This is a genomic window from Carnobacterium sp. GW821-FHT04C06, from assembly GCF_059420345.1.
Window position 1 is genome coordinate 117,491 of record NZ_JBWKTN010000004.1, and the last position, 25,885, is coordinate 143,375.

Genomic DNA, 25,885 nt, shown 5'->3' on the forward strand with positions numbered 1-25,885 from the left:
GCTACGATCGTGTATTTCACCATGTCTCCTACAGCTACTTCTTCTTTTCCATTCGCATTCTCAACACTCTTATCTACTACTAGATGCGGAGTTGTTGGGTCTACTGGTGGAATTCCTGCCGTATCTGTTGCTTCTGTAGATCCTCCATCTGGAATATTTCCACCAATTACAGCTACGTTTTCTAATACTTTTCCTTCTGCTTCTGGTAATACTTGCGTTTCAAATGTTAATGTAACTTTTTCATTTCCTGCTAAGTCACCTATATTTACTTCAAGTTTACGTGTTGTAGGATCATATGCTGTTGATGCAATCGGAATTGGTACACCATTTGCTTGTGTTAACACAATATTAGTTGGTGCTCCTAACCCTTCTGGCAACGTATCTGTGATATATCCATTGGTTAATACTGATTCAGCCACTTCATTTGTTCCAACAATTGTATATTTTAATATATCGTCAACTTTGACTTCTTTTTTTCCATTAGTATTCTCTACACTTTTTTCTACCTTAGGTGCAGGATTAATTTTTACATTTGTTTTTGATACTTGAATTGGAGTCTGTTGATTCTGAACAATTGTAAAAGTTATTGGCGTAGAATCTAATTCATAACCGCTTGGTGCTTTAGTCTCTACTAATTGATAATTTCCTATTGCTAAATTATCAATTTTCAATTTCCCATTATTATCCGTTTTTAATCCCGATTGTAATACTTCCCCTGTTTCACTTTGTAAATCAAATATTGCACCTGCTAAAGGATTGTTAGTAAGTTTATCTGTTTTGAGTAATTCCACACTACCAGGTGTTAGAGTATAATAATAAGTTACTACTTGTGGTGTTAAAGCAAACGTCCCTGTATCAGTTGATTCATCGTAATTAGCAGGTATAGAAGATTTAACAGAATCGTACGTATACCCCATGCTAGTTACTTGTCCATTTAAATTTTTTAAATTATCTTTAGTTTTTCCAACTAGATCCGTAAATTCTTTTCCTGGTACAATTTCTTTATTAGTTGCTTTATCTACATACTTTGTCTGAATAACCCCAGATGGATTATAACTAAACGAATCAATTTTAAATTGTTGGAGATTATGTCTTGATCCCGTAGATGCTGTGATAAGAAATGCAAGTTCATTACTAGATGAGAAGTTAGAAACATTATCTTGCCAACTTTTCCCATCATAATTAATTGTCATAGTTCTTAAACTACCGTTATAACTAAAAGTAATTGGTTTAAAATTATTATTGGATGGTTCTGTAATCTGTTGTCCAGGTAATACTGTTTCAGTATATTTCTTTTCATCATTGTAACGCATAAACGCGCCAAAAGCTTTCCCATTTCCTATACTCGATCCAAAAGCAGGTGGATCAGTACTATTCCACCAAGTATCTGCTTTCCATCCAAAAGCTCCTTTTATTCCACCAATTCCAAGATCTCCACCCGCTAAACCGACAGTATTTATTCCTTGTGCATGAAACCCAAACCCTATGCCATCAGCTCCACCTTGAATTTGAGACTTGTCTCCTAAGTTGATTTCACCTTCCAAAGAAAAATCAGTATTCATATCTATTTTATTTTGCAAAGTTACATTTCCTACTTGAGCTACTGCATCTTCAGTCAGTGTAACAATTCCTGTTCCTTGATCATACTTCACTTGATTTCCATTTAACTTAAAGAAATCTAAAAAATTGTCTTTATTTACAGTAACCCCGCCAACAGCCTTGACTCCCGTAGATAGCCCTTGTAGAGTTTCTTCTTCACTATTTAAAGAGCTATTCGAATTACTTTCGGTCAAATTACTCTGATCAGACTCTCCATCAGATGAGTCATTACTAGCTTCAGTATTAGCTTCTTCAGTTGAACTCTCCGTAGCAGCACTATCGTTGCTTGAAGTGTCCGTTGTTACTGCTTTGGAATTAACAATTAAATCTGTTGATTTATAATCATGTCCCCCTCGTGTAACTCCTGCATAAAATTTTTGTGTTCCTACATTTTTTGAAGTTACTGCAATTTTTACATTTCGTTCAGCTTTTTCTTTTGACCATGAAACATACATCGTATTTGTACTTTCTTGATACCCAATTGTCACATCTTCACGATCTTTATTTAACTCTTTTGTTTTTTCTTCGTTATAACTGTAGTCTGTTCCTAACGGAACTTTAACCATTTCATCTGTTTCATTGCTATCTGCCAACTCAAACAAAACAGTTTCTCCAACTGTAGTTTCTGTAGGCTCTAAAGTTACTTTATTTTGTTCTTCATCAACGATACGCTTTAACGTAACTTCTGATACTTCTGTTGGTAAAGAATCCCCAATTGCTTTAAGAAACGATGTTTGACTCAAAATCATAACCGCTAAAGCAAAGACAGTAATTCCTTTTTTTAATGTATTTTTTTTCATTAGTCAACTTCCTATCTCTGTTTATATTATTCTCCAGAATCACTTTTGGGTTGAACAATAGGTGTTTTAGCTACATTGCTTTTTGCTTTGATTTCATTTTGTGTTCGATTTGTTGTTTGCTCAGTTGCAACTTTATCATCGGAAGAATTGGTTGCCGCATAGACTCCAAAAGAAACACCTAATAACACAACTAGACCTACGATGCCTGCCATTACTTTCATATTAATATTTTTTTTCATATTAACTCCTCCTTTATAATTTTGTTTTTCAACATGTTGTTTAGACACTCTTTTCACCTCCTTTCAATAAAAGCGCTTCTTCCCAATAATCAACAGCTTGAACTGTTTTAACTTCTGAAAAACGTTTAGTCACGATGCTAATTACTTCCTCCTCAGTCATTCCAGAAGGAAGAACAATCGTTTTGTTGATCTGTCTTAATCCAATTAAGTTATTCCCTTCCTTTTTCACTTCAAAAGACACATGATAAATATCAATATCTACCCAAAAGTCCTCTATTTTCATCCTAATCCCCTCCTATTTTCTAGTTATAATCATTTAGTTAATCTTGGTGAAAATAGTCATTTTATAACTTTGATTTTCTAAATAATCATAAGAACTATCTATTTTTTTTAGTTCAAAAATAATTTTATTATTTTCAATTGATAACGTTCCATTATTCACTACTGACTGACCATCTTGATTGTGTACTTCTACTTTTTTAATAGTTAACTTTTCATCCACCTGATCCACAATTTTGATACCTTCATTTTTTGGTAATGGATAGCCAAAATTTACAATCACATTCCATTTAACAAGTTGATCTAAGGATGTTACTTTTATAGCTTGTTGATTTTCAATGTTTTTTTCAATCGTCGTTTTCCCAATTTTTTCATAATTTTGATTTTCTTCATTAACTGAATCTAACTCAATCGCTCTCACTTTATGAATAGAACTAACTGATAGAAAACTTAAAAGAGAAATAAACAAGAGTCGTTTCAATAAACTTCTTGATTCTTTTTTTTTCCCCTTCTCACTCATTCGAATCATCAAAGTACCTTCTTTACTAAAAATTTATCTTACTATAAATAGAACTGGATTACTCATCAATCGATACCCTCTAGGTGATTGTTTTTCTATTAAATAATAGGTACCTGGAGCTAATTTTATTAACAGTTCCCCATTTTTTGATATCTTTAAATTTGTTTTAACAATTTTTCTTTGTTCATTTTCAACTTCAAAAACTGCATCGTTTAAAAGCATTCGACTCTCTTGATCTATTTTTTTAATCACAACTTCCTTTTCTTTAAAAAGACTATTCTGATTTTCAATAATCAAAGTTGGTGTTTCTGAATATAAAACAGTTTCGGTCCCCATAATTAATTGTGCTTGGTTCGTTATTTCTTGCATGCTAGAAACAGGATGCTCTTTCTTATCGTGGACTAATTTTAAATAGTCTTGCTTTTCATTCAAAAAAGAATGACTCATCAAGACAAGAAAAAGTGGAAAAAAAATCATAATGATTACACTAATTAAGCATCCTAATTTTTTCATTTTTATACTCTCCTTAATAGTAATCTATGGCTGATTTCTCCCCATACAACATGGTCCCTGTTAGAACGGCCATTCGTTTTCCAACTCTCGTTCGTTTTGATTTAGCTGATTGAACCTTAGGAGGTTTAACATAATTAACTAATTTATTTTGAATAGATTCAGTTAACTGTTCTTTTTGATTCGAAATGTAAAGGATGGATTGATTTTCATTTTCTACCACTAAAGCATTTTCACTAGTCCTAATTCTTGAATTTTTAGTTACAGATCCATCTATAAAAAGTTCGTTTGCAAAATGACTGATAAAAAAATTAGGCTGAACAATATCTTGGTATAAAAACAACCCTACTAGTAACGTTCCTATTCTTAAATAGTGCATCATAATTGCCCTCCTTTTACAGAAACAATAGCATCACCTAATATTGCCCAATCATCATCTGTAGGAGGATTTTTCCAAATAATTTGTTCTAATCGATTGTTCTCAATCATAAAATCTGAGACAAATAACTGAGTTTCATTATCTATTCTTTTTTGAATTACCACGTTTAACTGTTTAAAAGCACGAATATTTTCAGAAATATATTCTGTATAGCTATCTCCTCTAGAAAAATCAACACAAATATAAGTTTTGTCATTTAAAAGACTAATAGGGAGACATGAAATAAGCGCAAACATGTAATCGTAGTACAAACTTGCTTCATTTGTGCTATTTAAATGAATTATTTTTTCCAACTCATCCATCTTTAAAAGTTTACAAACCAATTTATGAAATTGTGGGTAAGCTTCTTTAAAATAGGTAATTTGATAATCTGTATTAAAGGTCAAAATAGTATGAAGAGCATAATATCTTTGGAAATGAATCATTGTAAAAGAACGTTTTAGTCTCTTTTTTAGTTTTATTTTGTTCCCCTTGGTAACAGTATCGTTGAATTTAATTTCCATGAATGTCTTTTTTACAAGTTGATTGCTTACTTTTTTTATTTCGTCATTTAGTTTTTTTACTATAAATTTATTCTTTAAAGACAAACATTCTTCACTTACTAAAAATAAAAAAATAGAATCAAGTTCATTTAATGCTTCTTTTCTTAATTCTCCTCCTGAGATAGAAAGCAGTATCTCACTAAATTCTTCTTTTTTCGAATCATATTTTTCGCTTAAACTGTCATCTAATAAGATAGATGGCTGATCAATTAAAAAATTTTTTCGTGAAATTCGAATACTTAAAATAGATAAAAATAGATCTACTTTTATTTTTTTTGTTAAGACTAAATCTAAATCAATTAGTTTTTCTAACTCTTTTTTCAACTTATTCTTTAGTTCTATAACTTTTTTTGGAAATGAAACCTTCGATCCATTAAAATAAAAATAATGCACTTCGAAGGCTACTTTCCTAAGTTGCTCTTCGTTTCCAACAAACATGCCATCTTTGATTGTAATGGAATAATTTTCCAATAACTTCGTCAACTGATTTCTCAATACATTTGTTTTACTTCGACTTATATAGTATTTATTTGAAAATTGACCTAACGAAACTCTTCCATAGAGCATTTCATTAAATAACAGAAAAATTTTTGATTTTTGGATATACATGAACCTTAAATGCCTGATAGTGGTTGCAGATATATACAAATCATTTAACTCCCCTTGAGAAAAAGACCTGATTTCTAATATTTCATATTCATCTGCCATATCTTCACTTAACTCTTGAATATATTTTGTTACCTTGAATTTAGAAATTCCTAACAATTCAACTAATAGTTCGACTGACGTATATTCTTCTCGTCTTGAATTTAGTATCTCTGCTATTTCTAACTTCACACTGTCATTTACCTCTAAAAAATCTTTTATTTTCAATTCCAGTTCTTACACCTCCTTATGAGTGGATTAAATTATGATTTCTATCAATTTATTTTAATTTTTTATTTACCATAAGTTTAATCTACAAAAATAGTGCATTCAATATGCTTTCAATGATTTTTGTTCTTTTTTTTCTCTATATTTTAAAAAAAATAAAACAACATTAAAAACACGATTGATTCACTAGTTTACATGTATTTATATAGCATTAATATAACAGGTTTCAATTAATTAAGAAAAAGATATGTCTTTTCTAAGAATTTCTTTATAAAATGAAAAATTCATTTACGTCACTGCCATTTTTTATTAGTTCAGTTTATATATATACAAAAAAAATCTCTAGAAAAAACTAGAGAAATTACATTGTATGGTAAAACATTAAAAGATATTCTATTTCTATTTGATAAAAAAAATACTTAATAACTAAAAATTTACAACTTCTTAACGATTTTTTGACACAATTGATGGCAGATTAAAGCTGGTTTAGTATGTACAAAAAGAGCTAGATTCGAAATCCAGCTCTTTTTGTCTACAGTTTGAAACTCCTTAATGGAATTTTTTTATAAGTCATTTTAGCTTTTTTTTATTTCCATTCAGTAATTTTTTCGATTGGCAAACGAACAGAAGCATAACCTTCTTCATTCGCTTTTCCTATTGACAATACCATCACCGGTACATAACGATTTGCATCTAATCCAAAAGCTTCAGCTAACTGATCTTCTTCAAAGCCACCGATTGGATTTGTATCGTACCCATATTTGCGGGCAACGAGCATTAACTGCATTGCGACAATTCCGCCATCCACTAATAAAATTTCTTTTAATTTATCATCTGAAATGGTATTGTAGTGATTCGTTAACGCTGCAATTTGACGGTCTTTTACTTCTTGGGGCATTAAACCACGTTCAACTGCGGTGCCGTAAATTTCTTCACCAAAATCAAAACAATCACGATCGCCAAAAATTAAAATCATCGCTGCTGATGTATCGTTTTGTAGAGTATTAAAACGGATAATTGGTTTTAACGTTTCTTTTCCTTCGTCACTTTCTACAACTACAAAGCGCCATGGTTGCATATTCACTGATGAGGGTGCTAAAGTTGCTTCTGTTAAGATTGCATTCATTTCTTCTTTTGATATTTTAACAGCAGGATCGTAATTTCGGATTGAACGGCGACCCGCTAAAATAGTATTAAAATCGTTCGTTAACATTTTTTCTGACACAATTTATTCCTTCTTTCAGTTTGGTTTTAATTCAGTTAGTAATGTAATGCTTAAAGGAGCAGCTAACCAGCTTGCTGCTTGTTGTTGAAATGTTTTAAAATGTTCACTTTGGTTGTGTGCCTCAATTGCAGCTTGATCTTCCCAAGTTTCTAACATCTTAAATTTATTTTCTTCACCTACAACTGCAACTAGCTCATATTGATGGTTTCCTGCTTCTTTTTTTGAAGCATTCACTAACAACTTAATCTCTTTTAAGAATTCAGCTTTTGCTTCTGGTTTTAGAGACATCTTTGCTTGGATATGAATCATTCTCACATTACTCCCTCGTTTATATTGTTCGATTTTTTTCGAACTAAAAGCATCATATCATAGTTTACTATTCATTTGCAAGTGACTAATTTTAAAGAATGAAATTTACTATCACTTTTTCCTAAAATATGATAAAGTGACTATATGAAAAATCAACCTAAAGCTATTGAACCCACTAAAGAGTCGGACTTACTTCATATTTTTCAAGCTTTGGGTGATCCCCTTCGATTAAATATTGTGATGTGCCTGTTAGATACAGATGGAAAGGGTTTGAAAAAAGAAGATTATCCAATTGCAAAATCAACGTTGTCACATCATATTAAAATTTTAAGAGAAGCTGGCTTGATTCATTGTGAAAAATCTGGAACTGCTCATTATTATTCTGTTCAAAAAGCAGAATTAAACAACAAATTCCCAGGTTTACTAGAATTGATTCGCCAAGAAAAAATAGGAAAGCATTGAAAAATTTTTCAATGCTTTTTTGTTTTATTTTTTACTTAAATGATGACATAAAAAAAGCACTGACAAAAGTCAGTGCTTCTTCGACAGTATTTATTTGCATAAATAGGTCCCGTGAATTCCACAAAACAGAGGGGTCCAAACATCTACATCTTGTAGTTGTACTCGAAGTACATATGCCCTGCCTTTGTTCAATCACTAGTCGCCGCAGCGAAATAACTAAAAGTTATCTGATTGAGTCAACTCATCGCATGTAAGTAATATACCATGTTCTGATTGTGATTACAAGCTTTCCTTTTCAATCTCATTCGATTGTTGCTCTACTGCTAAGGTTTTTACTAATTCAGCAAATCTAGGGTCTTCATTAAAAGGATGAATGTAATGAAACTCAATTCCTCCGTTTTCCATAAAATAACCATAATTTTCAGATTCTATTTCTTCAATTGTCTCTAGACAGTCTGAAACGAAGCCTGGTGTAATCACCATTACTCGTTTAATCCCTTTACTCGGCAATGCTTTTAAAGTCGCATCAGTTGCTGGCGTTAGCCATTCAGAAGGACCAAATTTCGATTGATAGGTTTCAATATAAGGAATTTCTCCCACCAACTGCATCACAGCTTTAGTGGTCTGTTGACATTTAATCGGATAATCATCGCCTTTTTCTACATAGGAAACCGGGATGCCATGATAGGAAAAGAGTAATTGGTCAATTTCGTGTTCTTTTAAAGCTTCTTTAATTTGGCTTGCTACTAATTGAATATACAGCGGATGATCACTATAATCACTTACAAAATGAATCGTCGGGATTTTCTGACTGTTCAAATAGTACTTTGCAATCGAGTCGTAAATTGAAGCCGTCGTTGTTGTTGAGTATTGTGGGTATAGTGGAATAACCGTCAAATCGGTTACGCCTTCTGCTTCCATTTCGGCTAAAACGCTTGGGATATCTGGATGGCTATAAGACATAGCAAAACGCACAACTTGATTTGGTACTAGATTTTGCAATAATTCTGCTTGAGCTTTGGTGTAAATAAGTAAGGGAGAGCCTGCTTCTCGCCATATTTCTTTATAAAGTAATGCCGACTTTTTAGGTCGTGTGTTTAAAATAATGCCATGTAAAAGCGGCAACCACAGCCAGCGTGGCGTGTCAATGACACGAGAATCCCCTAAGAAACGTTTCAAAAAGGCACGTACTTCTTTTTTTTCTGGTTTATCAGGTGTCCCCAAATTGGCAATCAAAATTCCTTTTTTATGGATAGGCTGTTCCATTTTCCCACTCCTTTTCTTTTAACTTTATTAAGTATATCACAATGTTTTTATTGTTCTCAAAAAAAGTCGTCGTTTAGAAACTAAACGACGACTGCTACTTTTTTATTGGTTTACAACAGTTTCTTCAATTGATGCTTTTTTCACTTTTTGTTTTTGAATGCCAATTCCTGTGAACCCACAGAAAACGGTAATCACTGGACAAAGCAAGCAGAAAAATGCAAATGGCAAGTAATCGACGGTTGGAATACTCAAAGCACCTGCAATAAATACCCCACTAACACTCCACGGAACAAGTGAATTAACGACAGCTCCCGCATCTTCTAACACTCTCGACATCGCTAATGGGTGCAACCCTGCGTCATCAAATGATTTTTTAAAGGCTTTACCTGGTAAGATAATCGACAGGTATTGTTCTCCAACTAACAGATTCACTCCAATACAAGAAAGTGCAGTTGCTAGAATTAATTTACCTGTTGAATTTAATGAAGTTGATAAAGGTTTCATTACTGAATCAATGACTTTAAATTCCACTAAAAGTCCACCTAATGCTAAGGCTAAAATAATAAGAGAGATGGACCACATCATACTTTGAACCCCTCCACGTGTTAGCAAAGCATCAATGCTAGCATCTCCCGTTTGAGAAACAAAGCCATCTTGTAAAATAGACGATAATTCACCAAACTTGGTCATTGGTTTTTCAATAAAGAGCATTACAACGGCTACAATGATGCTTAGAAGTAGTGTTGGAATTGCTGGGATTTTTCGCCACGAACAAATGAACATGACAAGAATTGGAATTAAGGCAAAGAAATTAACTGAAAAATTTTCTTTTAGAGTTTGAACAAGTTTCGTAATATCTGCTGTATCCGCATGCTGTTGACCATTTCCTAATATAAAGAATAAAACTAAGGCAATTAGCAATGCTGGAATTGTTGTCCACATTAGGTTTTTAATGTGACGGAATAAATCCACACCTGAAACAGCTGCTGATAAATTCGTACTGTCTGACAAAGGCGACATTTTATCGCCAAATACGGCTCCTGAAACAATTGCTCCTGCTACTAAGGCTGGATTAAAACCCATTGTTGTTCCCATTCCCAGTAAGGCAATTCCAACGGTTGATACGGTTGTAAAAGCACTCCCAATTGACGTTCCGACAATGGCACAAATAATAAAAACCGATGGGACAAAGATACTTGGATTTAAAATTTTAAACCCAAATACCATCATTGAAGGAATAATTCCTGCAGCAATCCAAACACCGATCAAAGCTCCAATTAAGATAAAGATAATCATTGGTACAAGACCAGTGGAGATCCCTTCTTGAATTCCTTTGTGGATATCATCCCAAGAATGTTTCTTGATTCTCCCCCATAAGATTAATAATCCAATGGATATAATTAAAGGCGTTTGAGGTGCCACGCCAAACTTAATGACACTTACCCCAATAATCAGTAAAATTAAAACCAGTATTCCTAATGCTTCTTTAAAACTTTTTTTTGTTTTCATCTTCTATCGCTCCTAAATAATTTTTTTGTGTTCTACTATGAATTATTTAGTCAAACGATAACTTGTTAATCCTCCATTGGTACATCTTAAACTTTCCATTTTACTAACCCCTTTCGTGAAACGCCCTTTATATTTTTTACTCGTTCCATTTTTTACGCTAAAAAGCCCCTGCTGTAATTTCTTACAACAGGGACGAATTTGATTATTCGCGGTACCACCCAGTTTAGAAATGAATAGATCATTTCTCGCTTCATTGGTGTAACGGACCTCTCCGTCTTTAGTTTCCTAAAGATGCTCCAAGTTTGTACTTCAAATAAAAATCCCGATTGGTTCGCAGCGTCCACCAATTTTCTGAACTAAGATTTAGATTCTACTGTAACTCTTCAACGCGTTAAAGTATTGATGTTGATAAATTGTATTTTAGCACGTTCCATTCTAAAGGTCAATTTATTTTAATTTCTTTTTTGTTAATGGGAGGCCTCCCCCTTAATTTAAAAGCTTTTCAGTTTCTTTATTTAATCAATTTGTTATACTTAAACGTATCTAGCCTATTCGTTAATGGAGGTGTAAAAATGGCAACTAACAAAAAAATACTGATTATTGGTGGAAGTGGTTTTTTAGGACAAGAACTCTGTCTTGCGGCATTAAAAAAAGGGTTTACGGTAGCTAGCCTTTCTAAACACGGCAAACCAACCCAGTTGTCAAAAGAGCTATCAGACGCGCCTATCGATTGGATTACTTGTGATCTTTTTGCTACCGATCAACTGGAATCGATTATCAATCAATACGATATCGTTATTCATCTTGTAGCTATTCTTAAAGAAAAACCTAAAAAAGGACTTACGTATCAAAAAATGATTTTAGATGCAGCAATGATTGTTGGAAATGCTAGTAAAAATACAGCAATTGAACGATTTGTTTTTTTATCTGCAAATGCTGGTAGCCCCTTTATCCCTAAAAAATACCTTGAAAATAAACGGCTTGCTGAAAATTACTTAAAACGTCTTCCTTTTCCGTTAACAGTCGTTAGACCGGGTCTTTTATACGGAAAAGGTCGCCCTTCTTCTTTAACTCTAGCAAATTTACTTTTTTTCTTGTTGAAAATCCCTCTGTTGAAACAGCTTTTCATTTCAATTAAACCAACTCCTGTAAAGGTTTGTGCAACGAAAATTATTGCTAGTTTGGATGAAGTTCCTAAAAAAGCTTATCGTGTCCTAAGCCTTGATGAATTACAAAGTAAACACTAAAACCCAACCAAAAGTTAGACAATTTTCTGACTTTTGGTTGGGTTTTAATTGTTTTTTTTGATGGTAACGGATTGAATCCCTTTGCCTAAATAGAGCGGTGTATCTTTTTCTTGATAGCCACTCAGTACATGATGAGCTATCAACACCTCTCTTGCACGGAATTGAATGGCTATGCCAACTCTTTTTTCTAAATCTGAACATTGGGTTGTTCCTACAAAATAATTAATGACTACTCCTTGATAAGCTGAAACGACTAAATTTCTAGGACTTGATTCCTCGTACAATGGTGTAGGTTGTGGATTAATAGATACTAAAAAGGTTCCTCTAATTCCTTTAGCCGTTTTTGAAGGTCTGTCGTCACCTTGATGATGGCCAATGTGTCTAAAGTTATATGAACGGTTATCTAACGACGAGTAATGCCCGATAATTTGAACATCGCTAGCAGCTGAGCTCTCTTCATGCGCTTTAATTTCAATCCCCCCAAAGCACGCTTCCGTGCGATTATTAACTAAGATTACATGACTTGAACCATCATCGATTTCAATGCCATTTGAATTAGAAAAGCCTTTTTGATGGGCTCTGCCACTTGGGTGGTGGAGATAGGAATTGCTGATAAGTAGATAGTCGCTGTGATGGGTTGTGATTCCATCATCGCCAAAACCAACCGCTTCAATTTCATCTGCCCAAATAAATTTGCTTCCTAATCTTGAACGGGTTCCATCTCCTCGATAACTATAGTAAGCAGCTGTTAAATCGACACCATGAAGTCCAGCGTTTAGTGCTTTGATGTTTTGAATCACGCCGTAAGTGACATGTGCAAAAGTTAAACAACTAGAGGTCGTTCCCCCTTTTGCAGTCGTTTTACTGTTTCCTAAACGTTCTACGTTCCAGTCTAATGTCATATTTTTGATGACAAGATGATGATTGCCTCGTAATCGATTTTTATTACGGACTACTCGTTCTCCAATTGGCGCATTAGGATGTAATTTGATAGTGGTTTGATCAACTCCACTTCCTACCAAGCTAGTATTGGAAGGCATTCTCAACTCTCTAGTTAGATATGTTCCTGGTGGAATGATAATTTTACGATTGCCTTTTTTTAAAGCTCGGCGAAAGGCTTTCGTTGAATCTGTCACGCCATCCCCTACGCCACCAAATTCTTCAATTGAGTACACTTTTTGTTTTAATTTTTGTTGTTTGATTTCCTCTTTTAAAATTTGAAACCACCATGGAACTAAAAAGCGAGATTCGCCAATCGCAACTGGAGGATCCGCTTTAAAGGGTGCATTTTTTTTGGTGACAAATGAGTAAGAAACGCTTTTTTTTAATGGGGATTCTACTAGCTTATTTTGTTGTAATTCTTGAAAGTATGCTTCCGTTTCTTTGACTGCTTGCAACTGTTTCGTACGTGTTTGATATGCTGGAAAATAGTTGGTTAGGAGTTCTTTGGTCTTTTCTCCTAAGTGCATTTCTTTTCTTCCCTTCTAATTTGATTTTTTCTTCTTGTTTTTTAAAATTAAGCATGCAATCACGATTAGTAAAACAATGATGATTCCACCCATTAGCCAGTACGTCCAAGGGGTTGATTTTTGAGCAATATGAACAGCTGAATCATTGTATTTTTTTGCCTCTTCGACTTTGATTTTAAAGTCCTTTTTTAAATGCCAATTTTGATTGCCATCTGTAGCTGTAATTTCAATGCGGTAATCGCCTGTTTTAAAAGCTTCATTTCCCCAAGAAACGCTGTAATTGAAATTTGAATTTGGTGCCATTCGTAAGCTTGTTTGTTTTTCCTCGTGAAGCAATTGATTGCTATCTGCTTCATAAACTTTAGCATCAACTGTTAAGTTACTAAGTAATGCGGCTTTTGGATTTTGAAGATTAGCTGTGACCACATTACGTCCTACTTTTTGAGTGGCTTTCACGTCATTTAAAACTAAATCAGGTAGTACCGTTTCTGGCGACTCTGCTAGCAAGACACCAATCGTATAAGAGAATTTATTTTCAATTTGAACATCGTCTTTACTTTTTTTTGTTTCTTGGTCCGTTTCTTTTTCTTTAAAGTATAAACCACCTAAGATAACACCATCAAATGATTTTTCTGGAATTTTTAATGTGACTGGTAACTGAAGGCTACTTTGTTTAGGGATCGTGATATCTGATTGAACGGAAGCTATTTTACTGAATGGAATCGCTAAACTTTTATCCAATTTTGGTTTTTCATTCGTGTATTCCACAATTCCATTATCGTTGGTAACTGCCGTATTTGCAACTGTTTGAACTGTTACATCGTTATCTGTTTCGTTTTTTAGTTCTACTTCTATTACTTGAGTCGTGCCTGGTACGACATTTAAATCAAAATAAGTATGAGTTTGATCTCGTTGATTTTCAGGTAAAATTGCTTTAACAGAAAAATTCATTTCATTTGCATCTGCTAGCTTTGGCATAACAATTATCATGCTTGCTATTAATAAAAATAAGTAGCTAAATCGTTTCATATCTAATCCTCTTTTCAATTAAATTAGTAAAAAAGCCAAAGGCAATCGTATCTTAAGCTGATTTATTCCCTTTGGCTAATTTTTTTAGTTTGGGCTATCTTCAAGGTTCCAAGTTAGTGTTGTTTTATATTGAACATTGGATACTTTCGAACTTGCCATCGGTATATTCAGTGAAACACCTGTCAAACCGCCTACGTTATCGGCGCCAAATGAAGAAGTCCACGTTCCAAAACCTTTATTCGCAACAGCAGTCATCACAGTTGAAGAGGCCGCTCCTGTTGGATCAAGATTAACAGCTGTCGTTGTTGGACTAAATAAAATCGGGACAACTGATAAGGGGGTTCCTGCACTTAAATGAAGCTGTGCATTGTCTAATGGTGTTGTGTTCGTATCGGTTGTTTTAAACTGACCATTTTGTTTCACAAGTAGTTTCCAGCCGGCATTGTTCCCACGCTTATCTGTTACTTGCACATAGTTTGGCACTTGTAAGGGTAAGCCTGTTGTTTTATCTACAACAGAATCTAGTTGAGCATAATAAATTTTATCCATATCATCAATCGTTGCTGTTCCAAAATGAAAATTAGAAACATAATCGATACTTAAGGGCCCAGCTGTTCCAGGTTCATGAGGATCAGATGGATTAGGAGTAACTGGAGCTCCTGGAATAAGTGGGTTGGTAGGATCTGTAATAGAAGTCTCTGCCTGGAAAATAATATCTGTATTCGAGTTCATCACTCCAGCAGTTGCAGCAAATACAGGAGCACCTCCAAGTGTTACTGTAGCAAAGGTAGCCAAACTAAAAATTACTGTTTTTGTCATTTTCATTTTTTATTCCTTCTCTCTTTTTTATTTTCCCCTTTGAGCCTTGCTTTGATTTTTTAAATCGGTGCGTCGGATAAATTCCATTCCAGTTTTCCTTGATAACTTTGACCCGATTTAACATTCGGATTCGGGCCTATTTTAAGTCGAATCCCCTCACCTTTTGGCCATTGGATTACTGTTGCATTATCGTCGGTTGATGTAGCGGTGTAAATTTCTTGGTTGCTTTGATTTAATGGAATATCTTGACCAGCCTTGCTATAAATTAACACTTGATTTAACACGTTGGCTCCAGCTGTTAGTGGTTGGGTTTCACGAACATATAAATGCCATTGGGCTTTTTGGACGCGTCCGTCGGCAACAGAAAGTGAATTTGTAACAGTCGTTGGATTGTAAATCTTTGTAGCAGTTGGAACCGATAATGTGCCGAAGCTAATTTGACTAGGGGCACTCACTAAGCGCAACGTTCCATCTCCAATTGGTAAAGTTGCAACTAGTGATTGCTGGGCAATCGCTGTTCCTCCTCCATTTGTTCCATTCACGAAAAAGCTATTTACTAAAGTGGTGTTGGCAACATTTGGCGCGATGGTTGCAGAATATTGAAGAGTAAGGGCCTCATTGGCGGTTACCAAATTATTTCCAGCAAGTAAATTTTGAAACTGATACGCTGAACCTGATGGGCTTGAACTTTGTGGAACGACTACTGGAGTACCTATTACAGTCGAAACACCAGTTGCGCTCACCTTACTAACTTGTGGATTTGTTAGATTGGTTACTCCGCTAGGAATCCAGTTTAGTAAAAGTTGATTATCCCAAATGGCGTTGCTATTTTGTAATTGGACTTTGATTGTGAAGCGTACTTTTTGGTTTGTGACAGCAGATATAGCTGGAATCCACGTCCCATCTTTTGACCATTTTTCAACAATTTGAGTTACAGCTAATTGGGGTGTTACAAAGGCAACCGTGCTTGAAACATTATTGCTACTCACTAAGATTTTATTAGCTGTTCGACTACTGATGCCTTGAATAACAACACTAACTTGATCACCTCCTTTCAATGGAGCTAAACCTGTCAAAGCGAATGTGCCATTTGCATTTAGGGGGACATTCGTCGTTTGATTATTTACGGTCACGGCAACTTGATACAAACCTGTGGTAACTGTTTGGATGGCGCTTCCTGTAATTTGAGTATTTCCGACTACGGGTGTGGTTAATGTTGGAACAACAATAGGCCATTTTACAGTTGCTATATTACTGAGGGTACTTTGATATTGATCAGTTCCTGTAATGGCTTTTGCATGGAGAATCGCCGTCACAGTATCACCATATTCATAGGCATTAGCTGCGTTTATTGAAAAATTTCCACTGCTGTCTACTAAAACACCTGTTGTAACAATGGGGGCATGACTACCGTCTGGCGCAGATAACGTAATATCAGCTGTATAGGTGTAGCCTGGGTCTTTTATTTGGTTAATCGTTCCTGTAATACTTTTATTTCCATGCTGCATCGTGTCGTTGATTACTGGGGGCTTGATTGCGAGTATTGGACAGGTTCCTAGTCCCATTGAAGGGGTGTTGATACTTCCTGCTTTTGTATTTCCTAAACCTACTGTTAAATTAATCCCTTGCGAGGCAGACGTCATCGTTCCTTTAATTGGATAGTTCGCACCATTTGCAGCTGGCGGAATAATAATCCCATTCTTATAAAGGGCGACCGTATCAATAGCCATATTTAAAGACCATTCAATTAATAAACCTAAGCTTAAACCTGTTTTTGGGAACGTGATTACTACTGCTGATAAGCTCTCATTGTAAGTTAAAGTAAATCCTTTATCCGTTGCTTGAATGGAGGCTGTACTCGTTCCACCTAAAATCGATTGAGTAGGATAAGTGACATTTCCAGTTAAATTTTTTAAAAATAAGGTTTGCTTAGCTGTATTTCCTGCTAATTGCGCTGCTATTTCAGGAGGAATTTGGACAGCTAGTATTGGAACCGTATTCAATCCAACTGCTACTAACGGAACATATTTATAATTAATCGTCGTTATCCCTTGTCCACAAGCTCCAGTTGTGTAACTTCCTGTTAATGTGCTTGTTCCAACATCAAGATCTAGTAAGCGAGGACTGATTTGATTGGTGCTTTTTTGGTTGCTTTCACTATTGACTGGTTCGTTTAAATCGGTTTCATCATTTTTTTCATTATTGGTAAGGTTAACTTGTGGTCCATTTATTGTTGAATTAGAGGAAATCGATGGGGCTGTTGAGTCAATTGGGCAACTTGAATCTGACGGGGTGGATAAGCTTGTTTCTTCGGTCTTTATTTCTTCATTTAAAGTAACTGCTTTCACCATATCTTGTAAATAAAAAATCACTAAAGTTAACATCATAAAAATAACAATATTAAACTTTTTATTATTCAAAATTATCGCCCCCTAAAAAATGAATTTACAGTTTATATAGGCTATTCAGTATTTCACTAGATAAATCGTATGTAACTTTTAATAACTTTCTCATGTTAATTTAAATTCATTCTAACCGAATTAAATTACTTTTGCATCTTTTATCCCTTGGTTTTATAATAAAAATTTATTCTATAAAAATATAGTTATTAAACCTAAATATATTGTTGTTCATTTAGTAAAAAAAATAAACTTACAAGTCAGCGACAATGTCATTGACTTTTAAATTTATTTTCATTTAGCTTATCTATCTAATTTTTTCATTATCTTTTCAACATCTTTCGATTCACTTGTTTTACCAATTAACATTTTCAACTGAGGTTGATTTTCAGTTAAAAGTAGTTTTTTGAAACCTCTACGAATGATAGCCTCATGATCAAATGCTAAAGCTGTCTTATTAGATTTTGTACTCGTTAAATCAATTGTAATTTTTTGTTCATTAAAACTCAGCAGTAACTGTTCATCTTTGATTGATACATTAAACCATTGGGCTTCTTTTGCATCATCTCCTGCGGTTGTAACAGGCATTGTTGGTAAGAGAGCTAAATAGCTAATAGTAATTGTCCAGCCACGAGGATCACGATTAGGTTGGCTAAATGAACCTATTTCATAAATAGCCTCTTTTGTTAATTCAATTCCAGTTTCTTCTTTAGTTTCTCTTAGACAAGTTGCTGTGGTCGCTTCTTGTTTGTCAACAAAACCTCCTGGCAATGCCCAACAATTTCTAAAAGGGTTGGCTATTCTTTTGATTAACAGCATTTTAAGTTGCTGCGCTTCTTTATCATAGCAAAGCATCACATTATCGACTGTAACAGAAGGTTTTTCATATTGAGGCAAGTCTTCATTGGCGTACCACTCTAAGAAATCAGCTTCTGGTGCCACTCGTTCATAGTAATATTTTTCTTCTGCTTTTGAGTTAAATTTCATCTCTAAACTTCCTTTCTTTGTATCCCTCTCTCTTTAGTTTACTATACTTTTAAGGAATGTAACTAGTAAATAAAAATAGCACATGATACAATTTTAACAATCCTATATTAAAGGAGTTCTTATCAATGAAAAAATTACTCACTTTTTTTATCCTACTTTTAATTTTTACAAGTGCTTGCACAGCTACTCCTAAAAAAAGTACCTTACCCAAACTAGCACTGGAAAATGAAATTCCAATCGTTGTCATTCATGGAAGTGGAGGCAATGAAGATTCATTTGATGCTTTTATTCAAAAATTAAACGACTTACCTGACCCTTCAACTGAAACATTAAAAGTAACAATTGATGGGGATGGTCAACTAGATTATCAAGGAACCCTCACCAAAGATGCTAAACATCCAATTGTATCTATTGGGTTTGAAGAAAATAATGCGCCTATCGAGGATTGGAGCAAAGGACTTCAAAAATTACTCACTCATTTGAAAAAAACGTATCAATTTCAGCAATTTGATGCGATTGGTTTTTCGAATGGCGGGTTAGCACTAACGGATTACGCTGAGGAGTATGACCAAAAAGAAGACGTTCCTCACTTACGCAAAATGGTTGTTTTAGGTGCTCCTTTTAATGAGCTAGACCCTGAGGACAATCAGGTGAATCTTGATTTTAAAGGGGTTCCTTTTCAAACAGATGAGTTGAAAACTTATATCCGTAATCGCTCAAAGTTAAATCCACAATTAGTTGTCCTTTCGATTGCAGGCGATGATGGAAGTGGTGAAAAAACCGATAGTATCGTTCCACTTGGCAGTGCTTTGTCGTCACGGTTGATTTTCCCAGAAAATGTCCATACTTATCTTGAAAAAATAACAACGGATACGCATATTGGATTGGTTGATAATCAAGAGGTTGTGGGGTGGGTACATCATTTTTTGACGGATAATCCTCCTTTAAACACAGAAAAAAAAGTTGAATTGGTTGGAAACTAAAAGAAAGACGTTACTATTTAAGTAACGTCTTTCTTTTACCTACTTATCCTATGCGGTCAAGAAGACTCGAACTTCCACCGGGAGAATCCCGACTGCCCCCTCAAGGCAGCGCGTCTGCCATTCCGCCATGACCGCAATTGCTTGTTTCTCTTTTTATTTTATAATAGGAATAAATCAAAGTCAATTTCTTTTAAAACAAAGCGCTTGAAGTCGTATAACTTCAAGCGCTTTTTGATTTATTTATTCTTTTTCAGTCCAAAACTTAAAACAAATCCAATCACAGCAATGACAAACATCAGTAAGAAGGCATTATGCCCTCCTTCAATCATCAATTGTTCTTTTGATAAATGGTTAGCTGAATCAGTTATTTTTTGTTGACTAGCTGTTAATAATCCTGCTACTAATGAGGTTCCAATCGCACCAGAGACTTGTTGTAAAGTATTGATAATCGCAGTTCCATCTGAATTGTACTTTTGTGGCAATTGATTCAAAGCATTCGTTTGAGAAGGAACATATACAAATGCTACACCAATCATTAGGAGCAAATACAAGCTGCCCATCAAAATCGTTGTTAATTGATTCGTAAATAGCACACATAACCCTGTAGCAACAGCTAATAGAAAGGCTCCAAATGAAATGACAACCCGTGGACCTGAATTGTCTAGAATTTTCCCAGCAATTGGTGCTAAAATCGCACTAATTGCTGCACCTGGTAACAGCATAAATCCTGCCACTGTCGCATTTACGCCAAACACACTTTCAGAAAAGGTCGGCAATAAAAAGGAATTTCCTAAAACAATCATCATCAATAAAAAGACTTGAGCCAATCCTAGTGTAAACATTGGAAACTTAAACACAGCTAAATTAATCAATGGGACATCAATTTTAAACTGACGGATTGAAAATAAGGCTAACCCAATCGCACCAATTCCCAAAGAACCCATAACGCCCAGATGCAGCCAGCCAGTTTCGCCTGCTAAGCTAAAGCCGTAAATAATCCCTGAAAAAGCAACGATTGATAAACCAATTGAAAGAAAATCTATCTTTTGTTTTTCAATTGTTGAAATTGATTGAATCGTTAAACTTCCGGCTACTAAGGCAATTACCAACAATGGCAGTAAAATAAGAAAAATCGATTGCCAGCCAATTGACGTTACCACAATCCCTCCATAAGTCGGTCCAATCGCAGGTGCAAAGCTCGTAACAAGTCCTGCAATTCCCATAATCACGCCCCGCTTATGCATTGGAATTAAAGCTAAAATTAAGTTAAACATTAAAGGCAAGGAAATACCTGTCCCAATCGCTTGAATCAGACGCCCCAATAATAACATCGGAAAACTCATTGCAAAGCCACAAATTATAGTTCCTACCGTGAAAATCACTACCGCAGCTTGAAATAAGCGCTTTGTGGGATAACGTTTCACCAACATTGGTGAAATAGGAACTAAAATAGCGACGACTAATAAATAGCCTGTTGTTAACCACTGAATCGTTGCACTGGTTACATTAAATTCTTTCATTAAGATTGGAAAAGCAACATTTAATGCCGTTTCCGAAACAATCCCCATAAAAGTCAACATCGCTGATGCGACAATCGCAATTAAGGTACTTACTTTAATTTTATCTGTTGTAGTTGTCATGATCCACCTCAATACTCTCGGCATACATATTGCCGTATTCTTCTTTTTGAAGCTCTTCTAAGCTTCCTTCTGGTTGTAAATTATAAATCATTCGATTAAAAAAATCGTTTAATTGGTTCACTTCATCTGGTGAAAAATCTTTAATCATCGTTTGTTCAATCTCATTGATGGTGCTTAACATTTGCTTAATAGTAAGCGTACCTTCTTTGGTCAATGTAATCACATTGTAGCGCAAATCCGTTTTAGACTGCTGTTTTTTTATTAGCTTCTTTTCTTCTAACCGTTTAATAGGATTGGTAATAGAAGACGTTGAAATTTTCAAATAATCGGCAATTTCCTTTTGTGTACAACTTTTTTTCATATAGATTACTTCTAATATAAAAGATTGTCCTACATGAATGCCTAATTCGTTTAGTTCCTTGTCGCCCTTAATCTTATGCAAACGATTGACTCGCTTTAGCTTCATATTGATATCAAAAGAATAATTTTCCATATCTTCCCTACTTTCTGTATCTAGTACTCTACTATATAGTACGCTAGTGTATTATATAAATAAAAGAAGGAAGTTGTCAAGTATTAAAAAAGTCTTTACGCATAACTAACGTAAAGACTTTCAGTTGTTGGCTTTTTACATTTCCACTCGTTCTCTTTTTAAAACTAATTTCCCCTTACATTGACCACACACATAACGTGCGGTATTAAAGCGTTTTTTTCGATAAAGCGAATTTTTGCACTGTTGGCACTGATACACCCAGTAAGCTTGCTTTTGATCCCTTGGTTTTAAGGACTGAACATAACGGCTGCCGCCAACTTGCTTTAGCAATCTTTTAAAATCAGCATCTTTATGCTGATAACCGCCACCACTTAAATGCAAATGATAGTGACACAGTTCATGCTTCACAACCCCAATAAATTCCTCCATACCAAAAGTTTCCAATACTTTTAAGTTAAAATCTAAATGATGGGTGTTTAAATGGTACCGTCCACCCGTTGTTTTTAAACGTGAATTAAAGGTTGCTTGATGATTAAAAGGTCGCTGAAAGTCGTTGATTGAAATACTTTCAACAAGTAGTTGCAATTCTTTTTGATTCATTTTAATCCAATCCTTTACCTATAAATGAAAATGTTCACCAACACACTCTTTGTCGGTGAACATCTTTAACTTATTTTTTTTCTGGAGGCAACATCGTTAAAGCGATTCGGCCTTTTTTCAAGTCAATTGAATCAACCCAGACTGTCACAACATCTCCTACAGCAACAGCATCTGTTGGGTGTTTAATAAATTTATTGCTTAGTTTAGAAATATGAACCATCCCATCTTGCTTAACTCCGATATCCACAAACGCTCCGAAATCCACAACGTTACGTACCGTTCCTTCAAGCTCCATTCCGGCTTTTAAGTCTTCCATAGTTAACACGTCTTTGCGCAATAATGGTGCTGGCAATTCATCACGTAAATCACGTCCTGGTCGAGATAAAGCATCGATCATGTCTTTTAAAGTTTCTTTTCCTAATTTAGTTTGTTCGCTAAGCTGATTCAACGACAATTGAGCCAATGCTTCTTTAGCCTTCAGACTACCAACATCTGCTAACGTCAAATCTGCTAACGCTAAAATTTCTTTTGCTTCTTTATACGTTTCAGGATGAATCCCTGTGTTGTCTAAGATATTCTTCCCATCCACAATCCGCATAAACCCAACGGCTTGTTCGTATGCTTTTGGTCCTAAACGAGGAACTTTTTTAAGAGCAGCACGACTATCAAAGCGGCCATTTTCATCACGGTACGCAACGACATTAGTCGCAGTTGTTTTATTTAAACCGGCTACATGTTGTAGCAGTGGCGCGCTTGCTGTATTTACGTTAACCCCTACTTGGTTAACAGCTGTTTCAACAACAAATTCAAGACGCTCTTCTAAACGTTTTTGCGAAACATCATGTTGATATTGTCCCACACCAACGGCTTTAGGATCGATTTTCACTAATTCTGCTAGTGGATCTTGTAGGCGACGGGCAATACTAACTGCACTTCTTTGTTCCACCTGTAGATCAGGAAATTCGCTACGTGCCAAATCACTTGCTGAATAAACAGAAGCCCCTGCTTCATTTACAATAACATAATAAACGTCGTCGTCGATTTCTTTTAAATTATCCACAACAAATTGTTCAGACTCACGACTAGCCGTTCCATTCCCTATTGCGATCATTTCAATGCCATATTTTTTAATCATTTCTTTAAACTTAACAGCCGCTTCTTTTCTTGGCTTTTCGCCAGCTGGCTTATGAGGATAAATCACATCAATAGCAATGACTTTTCCTGTTGGATCAATCACAGCTAACTTACAGCCTGTCCGGTAAGCGGGGTCAAGTCCTAAGACCATTTTGCCTTTTAAGGGTGCTTGTAATAACAGATTACGCAGGTTCTCACCAAAAATATGAATGGCTTGTTCGTCTGCGCGTTCTGTTAACTCGCCACGAATTTCTCGCTCAATTGATGGGCCAATAAAACGTTTGTAGCTATCTTCAAAAGCTGCTGTTACGTATGGAACTGCTGCTGAATCTTCGTTTTCAATAATTTCACGGCTTAGGTATTTAGTAATACGCTCTTCATCTACAACTAAATTCACTTTTAGAATGTCTTCTTTTTCACCACGATTAAAGGCTAAAATGCGATGTGATACCAATTTTGAAATTGGCTCTTGGAAGTCATAATACATTTCATAGACTTCTTTTTCATCTTTTTCTTTGTTTTTAACTGTTGTTTTAATGAAGCCATTTTTATTTGTAAAGCCACGAATCCATGTGCGGTATTTTGGTTCATCACTAATTTTTTCAGCTAAAATCTCATGGACACCTGCTAATGCTTCTTCTGGGGATGCAACTTCTTTTTCTGAATTTACATAACGAGAAGCTTCTGCTTTAATGTCAACACCTGTAGGGAATGTCATTAACCATTCAGCAAGTGGTTCTAGTCCTTTTTCTTTAGCAATGGTTGCCTTCGTGCGGCGCTTTTGTTTGTATGGACGATACAAATCTTCTACTAATTGCATCTTAGCTGCTGTTTCGATTGATTTTCTTAACTCAGGAGTTAATTTCCCTTGTTCTTCTATTATCCGCAAAACTTCGCCTTTTCTTTTTTCTAAGTTTTGTAAATAATGGTAACGATCTTCAATTTCACGAATTTGAACTTCATCTAAGCTCCCGGTCATCTCTTTACGGTAACGGGCAATAAAAGGAACGGTATTTCCTTCCTCTAGTAAATCTAAAACAGTTTTCATTTGTTTATCGCTATAAATTTTTAATTCTTTTTTTAGTAAGGTTAAAATTGTTGCATCATTATTTTCAGCCATTTTGTTCTTCCTCTCTTCTAAAATCCTTCTCTTATTTTAGCATAAATCCTAAAGCTTGTAACTTCTAGAATAAACCTACTAAAAAACCCCTCAATCATTATTGGCTGAGGGGCACTTGCTTAATTCAGTTTTAAAGACTCATCTTGCTTTGTAATGGTATATTTGAGAATAAACGGAGCGATGACAGTTGTTGCGATGATCACCACAATAATTGAAGAATAGAACTCTTCTGTTAATAGATTAGATTCTAAGCCTAATTTGGCTATAATCAATGCCATCTCACCTCGCGACACCATTCCTGCACCGATTACTGCGGCAGATTTCCAATTGAACCCTGTCACTCTTGCACCAATCGCGCCACCAAATTGTTTCGTTAAAACAGCTACGACTGTCAATAATAGAATGAAGAGCCATTGTTCACCAAAACCTGAAAAGTCCATATTTAATCCAATACTAACAAAGAAGACTGGAATAAACACCGCGTACCCAATGGGTTCGATTTTCTTTTCAATTTTGTGCTTGTAAGGTGTTTGCGAAATGGCGATTCCAGCAAAGAACGCGCCAATAATACTGCCCATTCCCATAAAATCAGCAAAGTAAGAGAAGGCTAAACAGATAATCAAAGCCATTGCTGTCTCTGCTTCAATCGTCAACATCTTAGATGAGATTTTCATTAACATTGGAACGACCCATCTTGCAAGAACAAAAATAACGATAAAGAAGATCACTTTTTTCATCAACATGAAGGGTAAAGGCTGGCTATCTCCACCACCTGTGTTAAACAAGCTCACCAATACGCCTAGAAGAATAACAACCACGATATCATCAACAACTGCAGCGCCTAAAATTGTTGCGCCTTCTTTTGAATCTACTTTGTTTAAATCCTTTAACACTTGAACGGAAATACTAACCGAGGTTGCACTAAACAATACCCCTAAGAAAATCGAGCTTTGAAATGCCATCCCAAAAAGTTCCCCCATCCCAAAACCAAATACCATTGGGAAAACAATGCCTAACAAAGCGACTGAAAGTGCGGGCTTCCAATATTTTCTTAATAATGCCAAATCACTCTCTAGTCCTGCAATAAACATTAAAATCACAACACCGATTTCCGCAAAATAATGGATAAACGCATCTGGTTGAATCCATCCTAAAATAGCAGGTCCTAGTATGATTCCTACTAATAGCTCTCCAATCACTGCAGGAACGCCAATTCGATTACATAAGTGACCTGCCACCTTTGTAAACACTAAAATCAAACACAATGACCCTAAAAATGCCATCTAACTACCTCTTTCTTTTCCTGTTTTTTGATAAGTTTTCACTTAATTGCTACGCCTATCTAGTATATCATCTTTAGTCTTGAAACTCACTAATTCTTCTTGCAGGCTAT

General features: G+C 35.1%; 24 protein-coding genes, 1 tRNA gene and 1 other annotated feature. Of the genes, 3 read left to right on the plus strand and 22 right to left on the minus strand.

Going from position 1 to position 25,885, the window contains the following annotated elements:
• The 9 genes from AC07SW_RS07950 to AC07SW_RS07990 all read right to left on the minus strand — a co-directional run.
• A partial coding sequence (locus AC07SW_RS07950) for a lectin-like domain-containing protein (protein WP_494632606.1) occupies positions 1 to 2,399 on the minus strand: 2,399 nt, incomplete at its 3' end.
• Between the two features lie 26 nt (positions 2,400 to 2,425).
• Positions 2,426 to 2,638 carry a hypothetical protein gene (locus tag AC07SW_RS07955; protein WP_494632608.1) on the minus strand — a complete coding sequence of 71 codons (213 nt, stop codon included), beginning with the start codon at positions 2,636 to 2,638 and terminating at the stop codon, positions 2,426 to 2,428.
• Positions 2,639 to 2,678: 40 nt separating this feature from the next.
• Positions 2,679 to 2,921, minus strand: coding sequence for a hypothetical protein (locus AC07SW_RS07960; RefSeq protein ID WP_494632609.1), 243 nt, complete (start codon positions 2,919 to 2,921; stop codon positions 2,679 to 2,681).
• Between the two features lie 33 nt (positions 2,922 to 2,954).
• Entirely contained in the window at positions 2,955 to 3,446 is a 492-nt protein-coding gene (locus AC07SW_RS07965) for a hypothetical protein (protein ID WP_494632610.1), read from the minus strand.
• Positions 3,447 to 3,470: 24 nt separating this feature from the next.
• A complete protein-coding gene (locus AC07SW_RS07970; protein WP_494632612.1) occupies positions 3,471 to 3,950 on the minus strand; it encodes an MSCRAMM family protein in 480 nt (159 codons plus the stop codon).
• Positions 3,951 to 3,963: 13 nt separating this feature from the next.
• On the minus strand, positions 3,964 to 4,329 hold the full coding sequence (locus AC07SW_RS07975) for a hypothetical protein (RefSeq protein WP_494632613.1): 366 nt from the start codon (positions 4,327 to 4,329) through the stop codon (positions 3,964 to 3,966).
• Positions 4,326 to 5,801 carry a helix-turn-helix domain-containing protein gene (locus AC07SW_RS07980; protein ID WP_494632614.1) on the minus strand — a complete coding sequence of 492 codons (1,476 nt, stop codon included), beginning with the start codon at positions 5,799 to 5,801 and terminating at the stop codon, positions 4,326 to 4,328. The genes AC07SW_RS07975 and AC07SW_RS07980 overlap by 4 nt, the downstream gene beginning before the upstream one ends.
• Before the next feature lie 586 nt (positions 5,802 to 6,387).
• On the minus strand, positions 6,388 to 7,014 hold the full coding sequence (locus tag AC07SW_RS07985) for a nitroreductase family protein (protein WP_201785258.1): 627 nt from the start codon (positions 7,012 to 7,014) through the stop codon (positions 6,388 to 6,390).
• A 27-nt stretch (positions 7,015 to 7,041) separates the two neighbouring features.
• On the minus strand, positions 7,042 to 7,335 hold the full coding sequence (locus tag AC07SW_RS07990) for a putative quinol monooxygenase (protein WP_494632615.1): 294 nt from the start codon (positions 7,333 to 7,335) through the stop codon (positions 7,042 to 7,044).
• Positions 7,336 to 7,479: 144 nt separating this feature from the next.
• Here AC07SW_RS07990 and AC07SW_RS07995 point away from each other — a divergent pair, with 144 nt between their 5' ends.
• Positions 7,480 to 7,797, plus strand: a complete 318-nt coding sequence (locus AC07SW_RS07995; RefSeq protein WP_494632616.1) for an ArsR/SmtB family transcription factor — start codon at positions 7,480 to 7,482, stop codon at positions 7,795 to 7,797.
• A gap of 279 nt (positions 7,798 to 8,076) precedes the next feature.
• Here AC07SW_RS07995 and hemH read toward each other — a convergent pair whose 3' ends face one another.
• Positions 8,077 to 9,063, minus strand: coding sequence for a ferrochelatase (gene hemH, locus AC07SW_RS08000; protein ID WP_494632618.1), 987 nt, complete (start codon positions 9,061 to 9,063; stop codon positions 8,077 to 8,079).
• Positions 9,064 to 9,165: 102 nt separating this feature from the next.
• Positions 9,166 to 10,572 (minus strand): Na+/H+ antiporter NhaC, encoded by a 1,407-nt coding sequence (gene nhaC / locus AC07SW_RS08005; RefSeq protein ID WP_034568415.1) that lies wholly within the window; start codon positions 10,570 to 10,572, stop codon positions 9,166 to 9,168.
• 185 nt (positions 10,573 to 10,757) lie between these two features.
• Positions 10,758 to 10,968 (minus strand) — a binding site (T-box leader).
• Between the two features lie 176 nt (positions 10,969 to 11,144).
• On the opposite strand from nhaC, the gene AC07SW_RS08010 reads away from it, so the two are divergent.
• Positions 11,145 to 11,819 (plus strand): NAD-dependent epimerase/dehydratase family protein, encoded by a 675-nt coding sequence (locus tag AC07SW_RS08010; RefSeq protein WP_494632619.1) that lies wholly within the window; start codon positions 11,145 to 11,147, stop codon positions 11,817 to 11,819.
• Between the two features lie 44 nt (positions 11,820 to 11,863).
• On the opposite strand, the gene AC07SW_RS08015 is transcribed toward AC07SW_RS08010, so the two are convergent.
• The 5 genes from AC07SW_RS08015 to AC07SW_RS08035 all read right to left on the minus strand — a co-directional run bounded on the left by AC07SW_RS08015 (position 11,864) and on the right by AC07SW_RS08035 (position 18,522).
• Positions 11,864 to 13,288, minus strand: a complete 1,425-nt coding sequence (locus AC07SW_RS08015) for a glycosyl hydrolase family 28-related protein (RefSeq protein WP_494632620.1) — start codon at positions 13,286 to 13,288, stop codon at positions 11,864 to 11,866.
• Positions 13,289 to 13,303: 15 nt separating this feature from the next.
• Positions 13,304 to 14,317 carry a WxLIP family cell surface protein gene (locus tag AC07SW_RS08020; RefSeq protein ID WP_494632621.1) on the minus strand — a complete coding sequence of 338 codons (1,014 nt, stop codon included), beginning with the start codon at positions 14,315 to 14,317 and terminating at the stop codon, positions 13,304 to 13,306.
• Between the two features lie 84 nt (positions 14,318 to 14,401).
• Complete coding sequence (locus AC07SW_RS08025) at positions 14,402 to 15,142, minus strand: WxL domain-containing protein (RefSeq protein ID WP_135018148.1); 741 nt, start codon at positions 15,140 to 15,142, stop codon at positions 14,402 to 14,404.
• A gap of 53 nt (positions 15,143 to 15,195) precedes the next feature.
• Positions 15,196 to 17,556, minus strand: a complete 2,361-nt coding sequence (locus AC07SW_RS08030) for a WxL domain-containing protein (protein ID WP_494632623.1) — start codon at positions 17,554 to 17,556, stop codon at positions 15,196 to 15,198.
• Positions 17,557 to 17,838: 282 nt separating this feature from the next.
• On the minus strand, positions 17,839 to 18,522 hold the full coding sequence (locus AC07SW_RS08035; RefSeq protein ID WP_119908429.1) for an NUDIX domain-containing protein: 684 nt from the start codon (positions 18,520 to 18,522) through the stop codon (positions 17,839 to 17,841).
• Positions 18,523 to 18,647: 125 nt separating this feature from the next.
• Here AC07SW_RS08035 and AC07SW_RS08040 point away from each other — a divergent pair, with 125 nt between their 5' ends.
• Positions 18,648 to 19,505 carry an alpha/beta hydrolase gene (locus tag AC07SW_RS08040; protein WP_494632624.1) on the plus strand — a complete coding sequence of 286 codons (858 nt, stop codon included), beginning with the start codon at positions 18,648 to 18,650 and terminating at the stop codon, positions 19,503 to 19,505.
• 51 nt (positions 19,506 to 19,556) lie between these two features.
• Here AC07SW_RS08040 and AC07SW_RS08045 read toward each other — a convergent pair.
• The 6 genes from AC07SW_RS08045 to AC07SW_RS08070 all read right to left on the minus strand — a co-directional run bounded on the left by AC07SW_RS08045 (position 19,557) and on the right by AC07SW_RS08070 (position 25,775).
• Positions 19,557 to 19,640 (minus strand) — tRNA-Leu (locus AC07SW_RS08045).
• Positions 19,641 to 19,741: 101 nt separating this feature from the next.
• Entirely contained in the window at positions 19,742 to 21,145 is a 1,404-nt protein-coding gene (locus AC07SW_RS08050; RefSeq protein WP_485400960.1) for an MDR family MFS transporter, read from the minus strand.
• The gene (locus AC07SW_RS08055; protein ID WP_485400959.1) at positions 21,126 to 21,638 is read right to left on the minus strand and encodes a MarR family winged helix-turn-helix transcriptional regulator; all 513 of its coding nucleotides are present in this window, start codon (positions 21,636 to 21,638) and stop codon (positions 21,126 to 21,128) included. The genes AC07SW_RS08050 and AC07SW_RS08055 overlap by 20 nt, the downstream gene beginning before the upstream one ends.
• Before the next feature lie 135 nt (positions 21,639 to 21,773).
• Positions 21,774 to 22,238 carry a SprT family protein gene (locus AC07SW_RS08060; RefSeq protein ID WP_494632625.1) on the minus strand — a complete coding sequence of 155 codons (465 nt, stop codon included), beginning with the start codon at positions 22,236 to 22,238 and terminating at the stop codon, positions 21,774 to 21,776.
• Between the two features lie 70 nt (positions 22,239 to 22,308).
• A complete protein-coding gene (locus AC07SW_RS08065; RefSeq protein WP_494632627.1) occupies positions 22,309 to 24,492 on the minus strand; it encodes a Tex family protein in 2,184 nt (727 codons plus the stop codon).
• A 119-nt stretch (positions 24,493 to 24,611) separates the two neighbouring features.
• Complete coding sequence (locus AC07SW_RS08070) at positions 24,612 to 25,775, minus strand: cation:proton antiporter (RefSeq protein WP_135023007.1); 1,164 nt, start codon at positions 25,773 to 25,775, stop codon at positions 24,612 to 24,614.
• Positions 25,776 to 25,885: the final 110 nt, after the last annotated feature.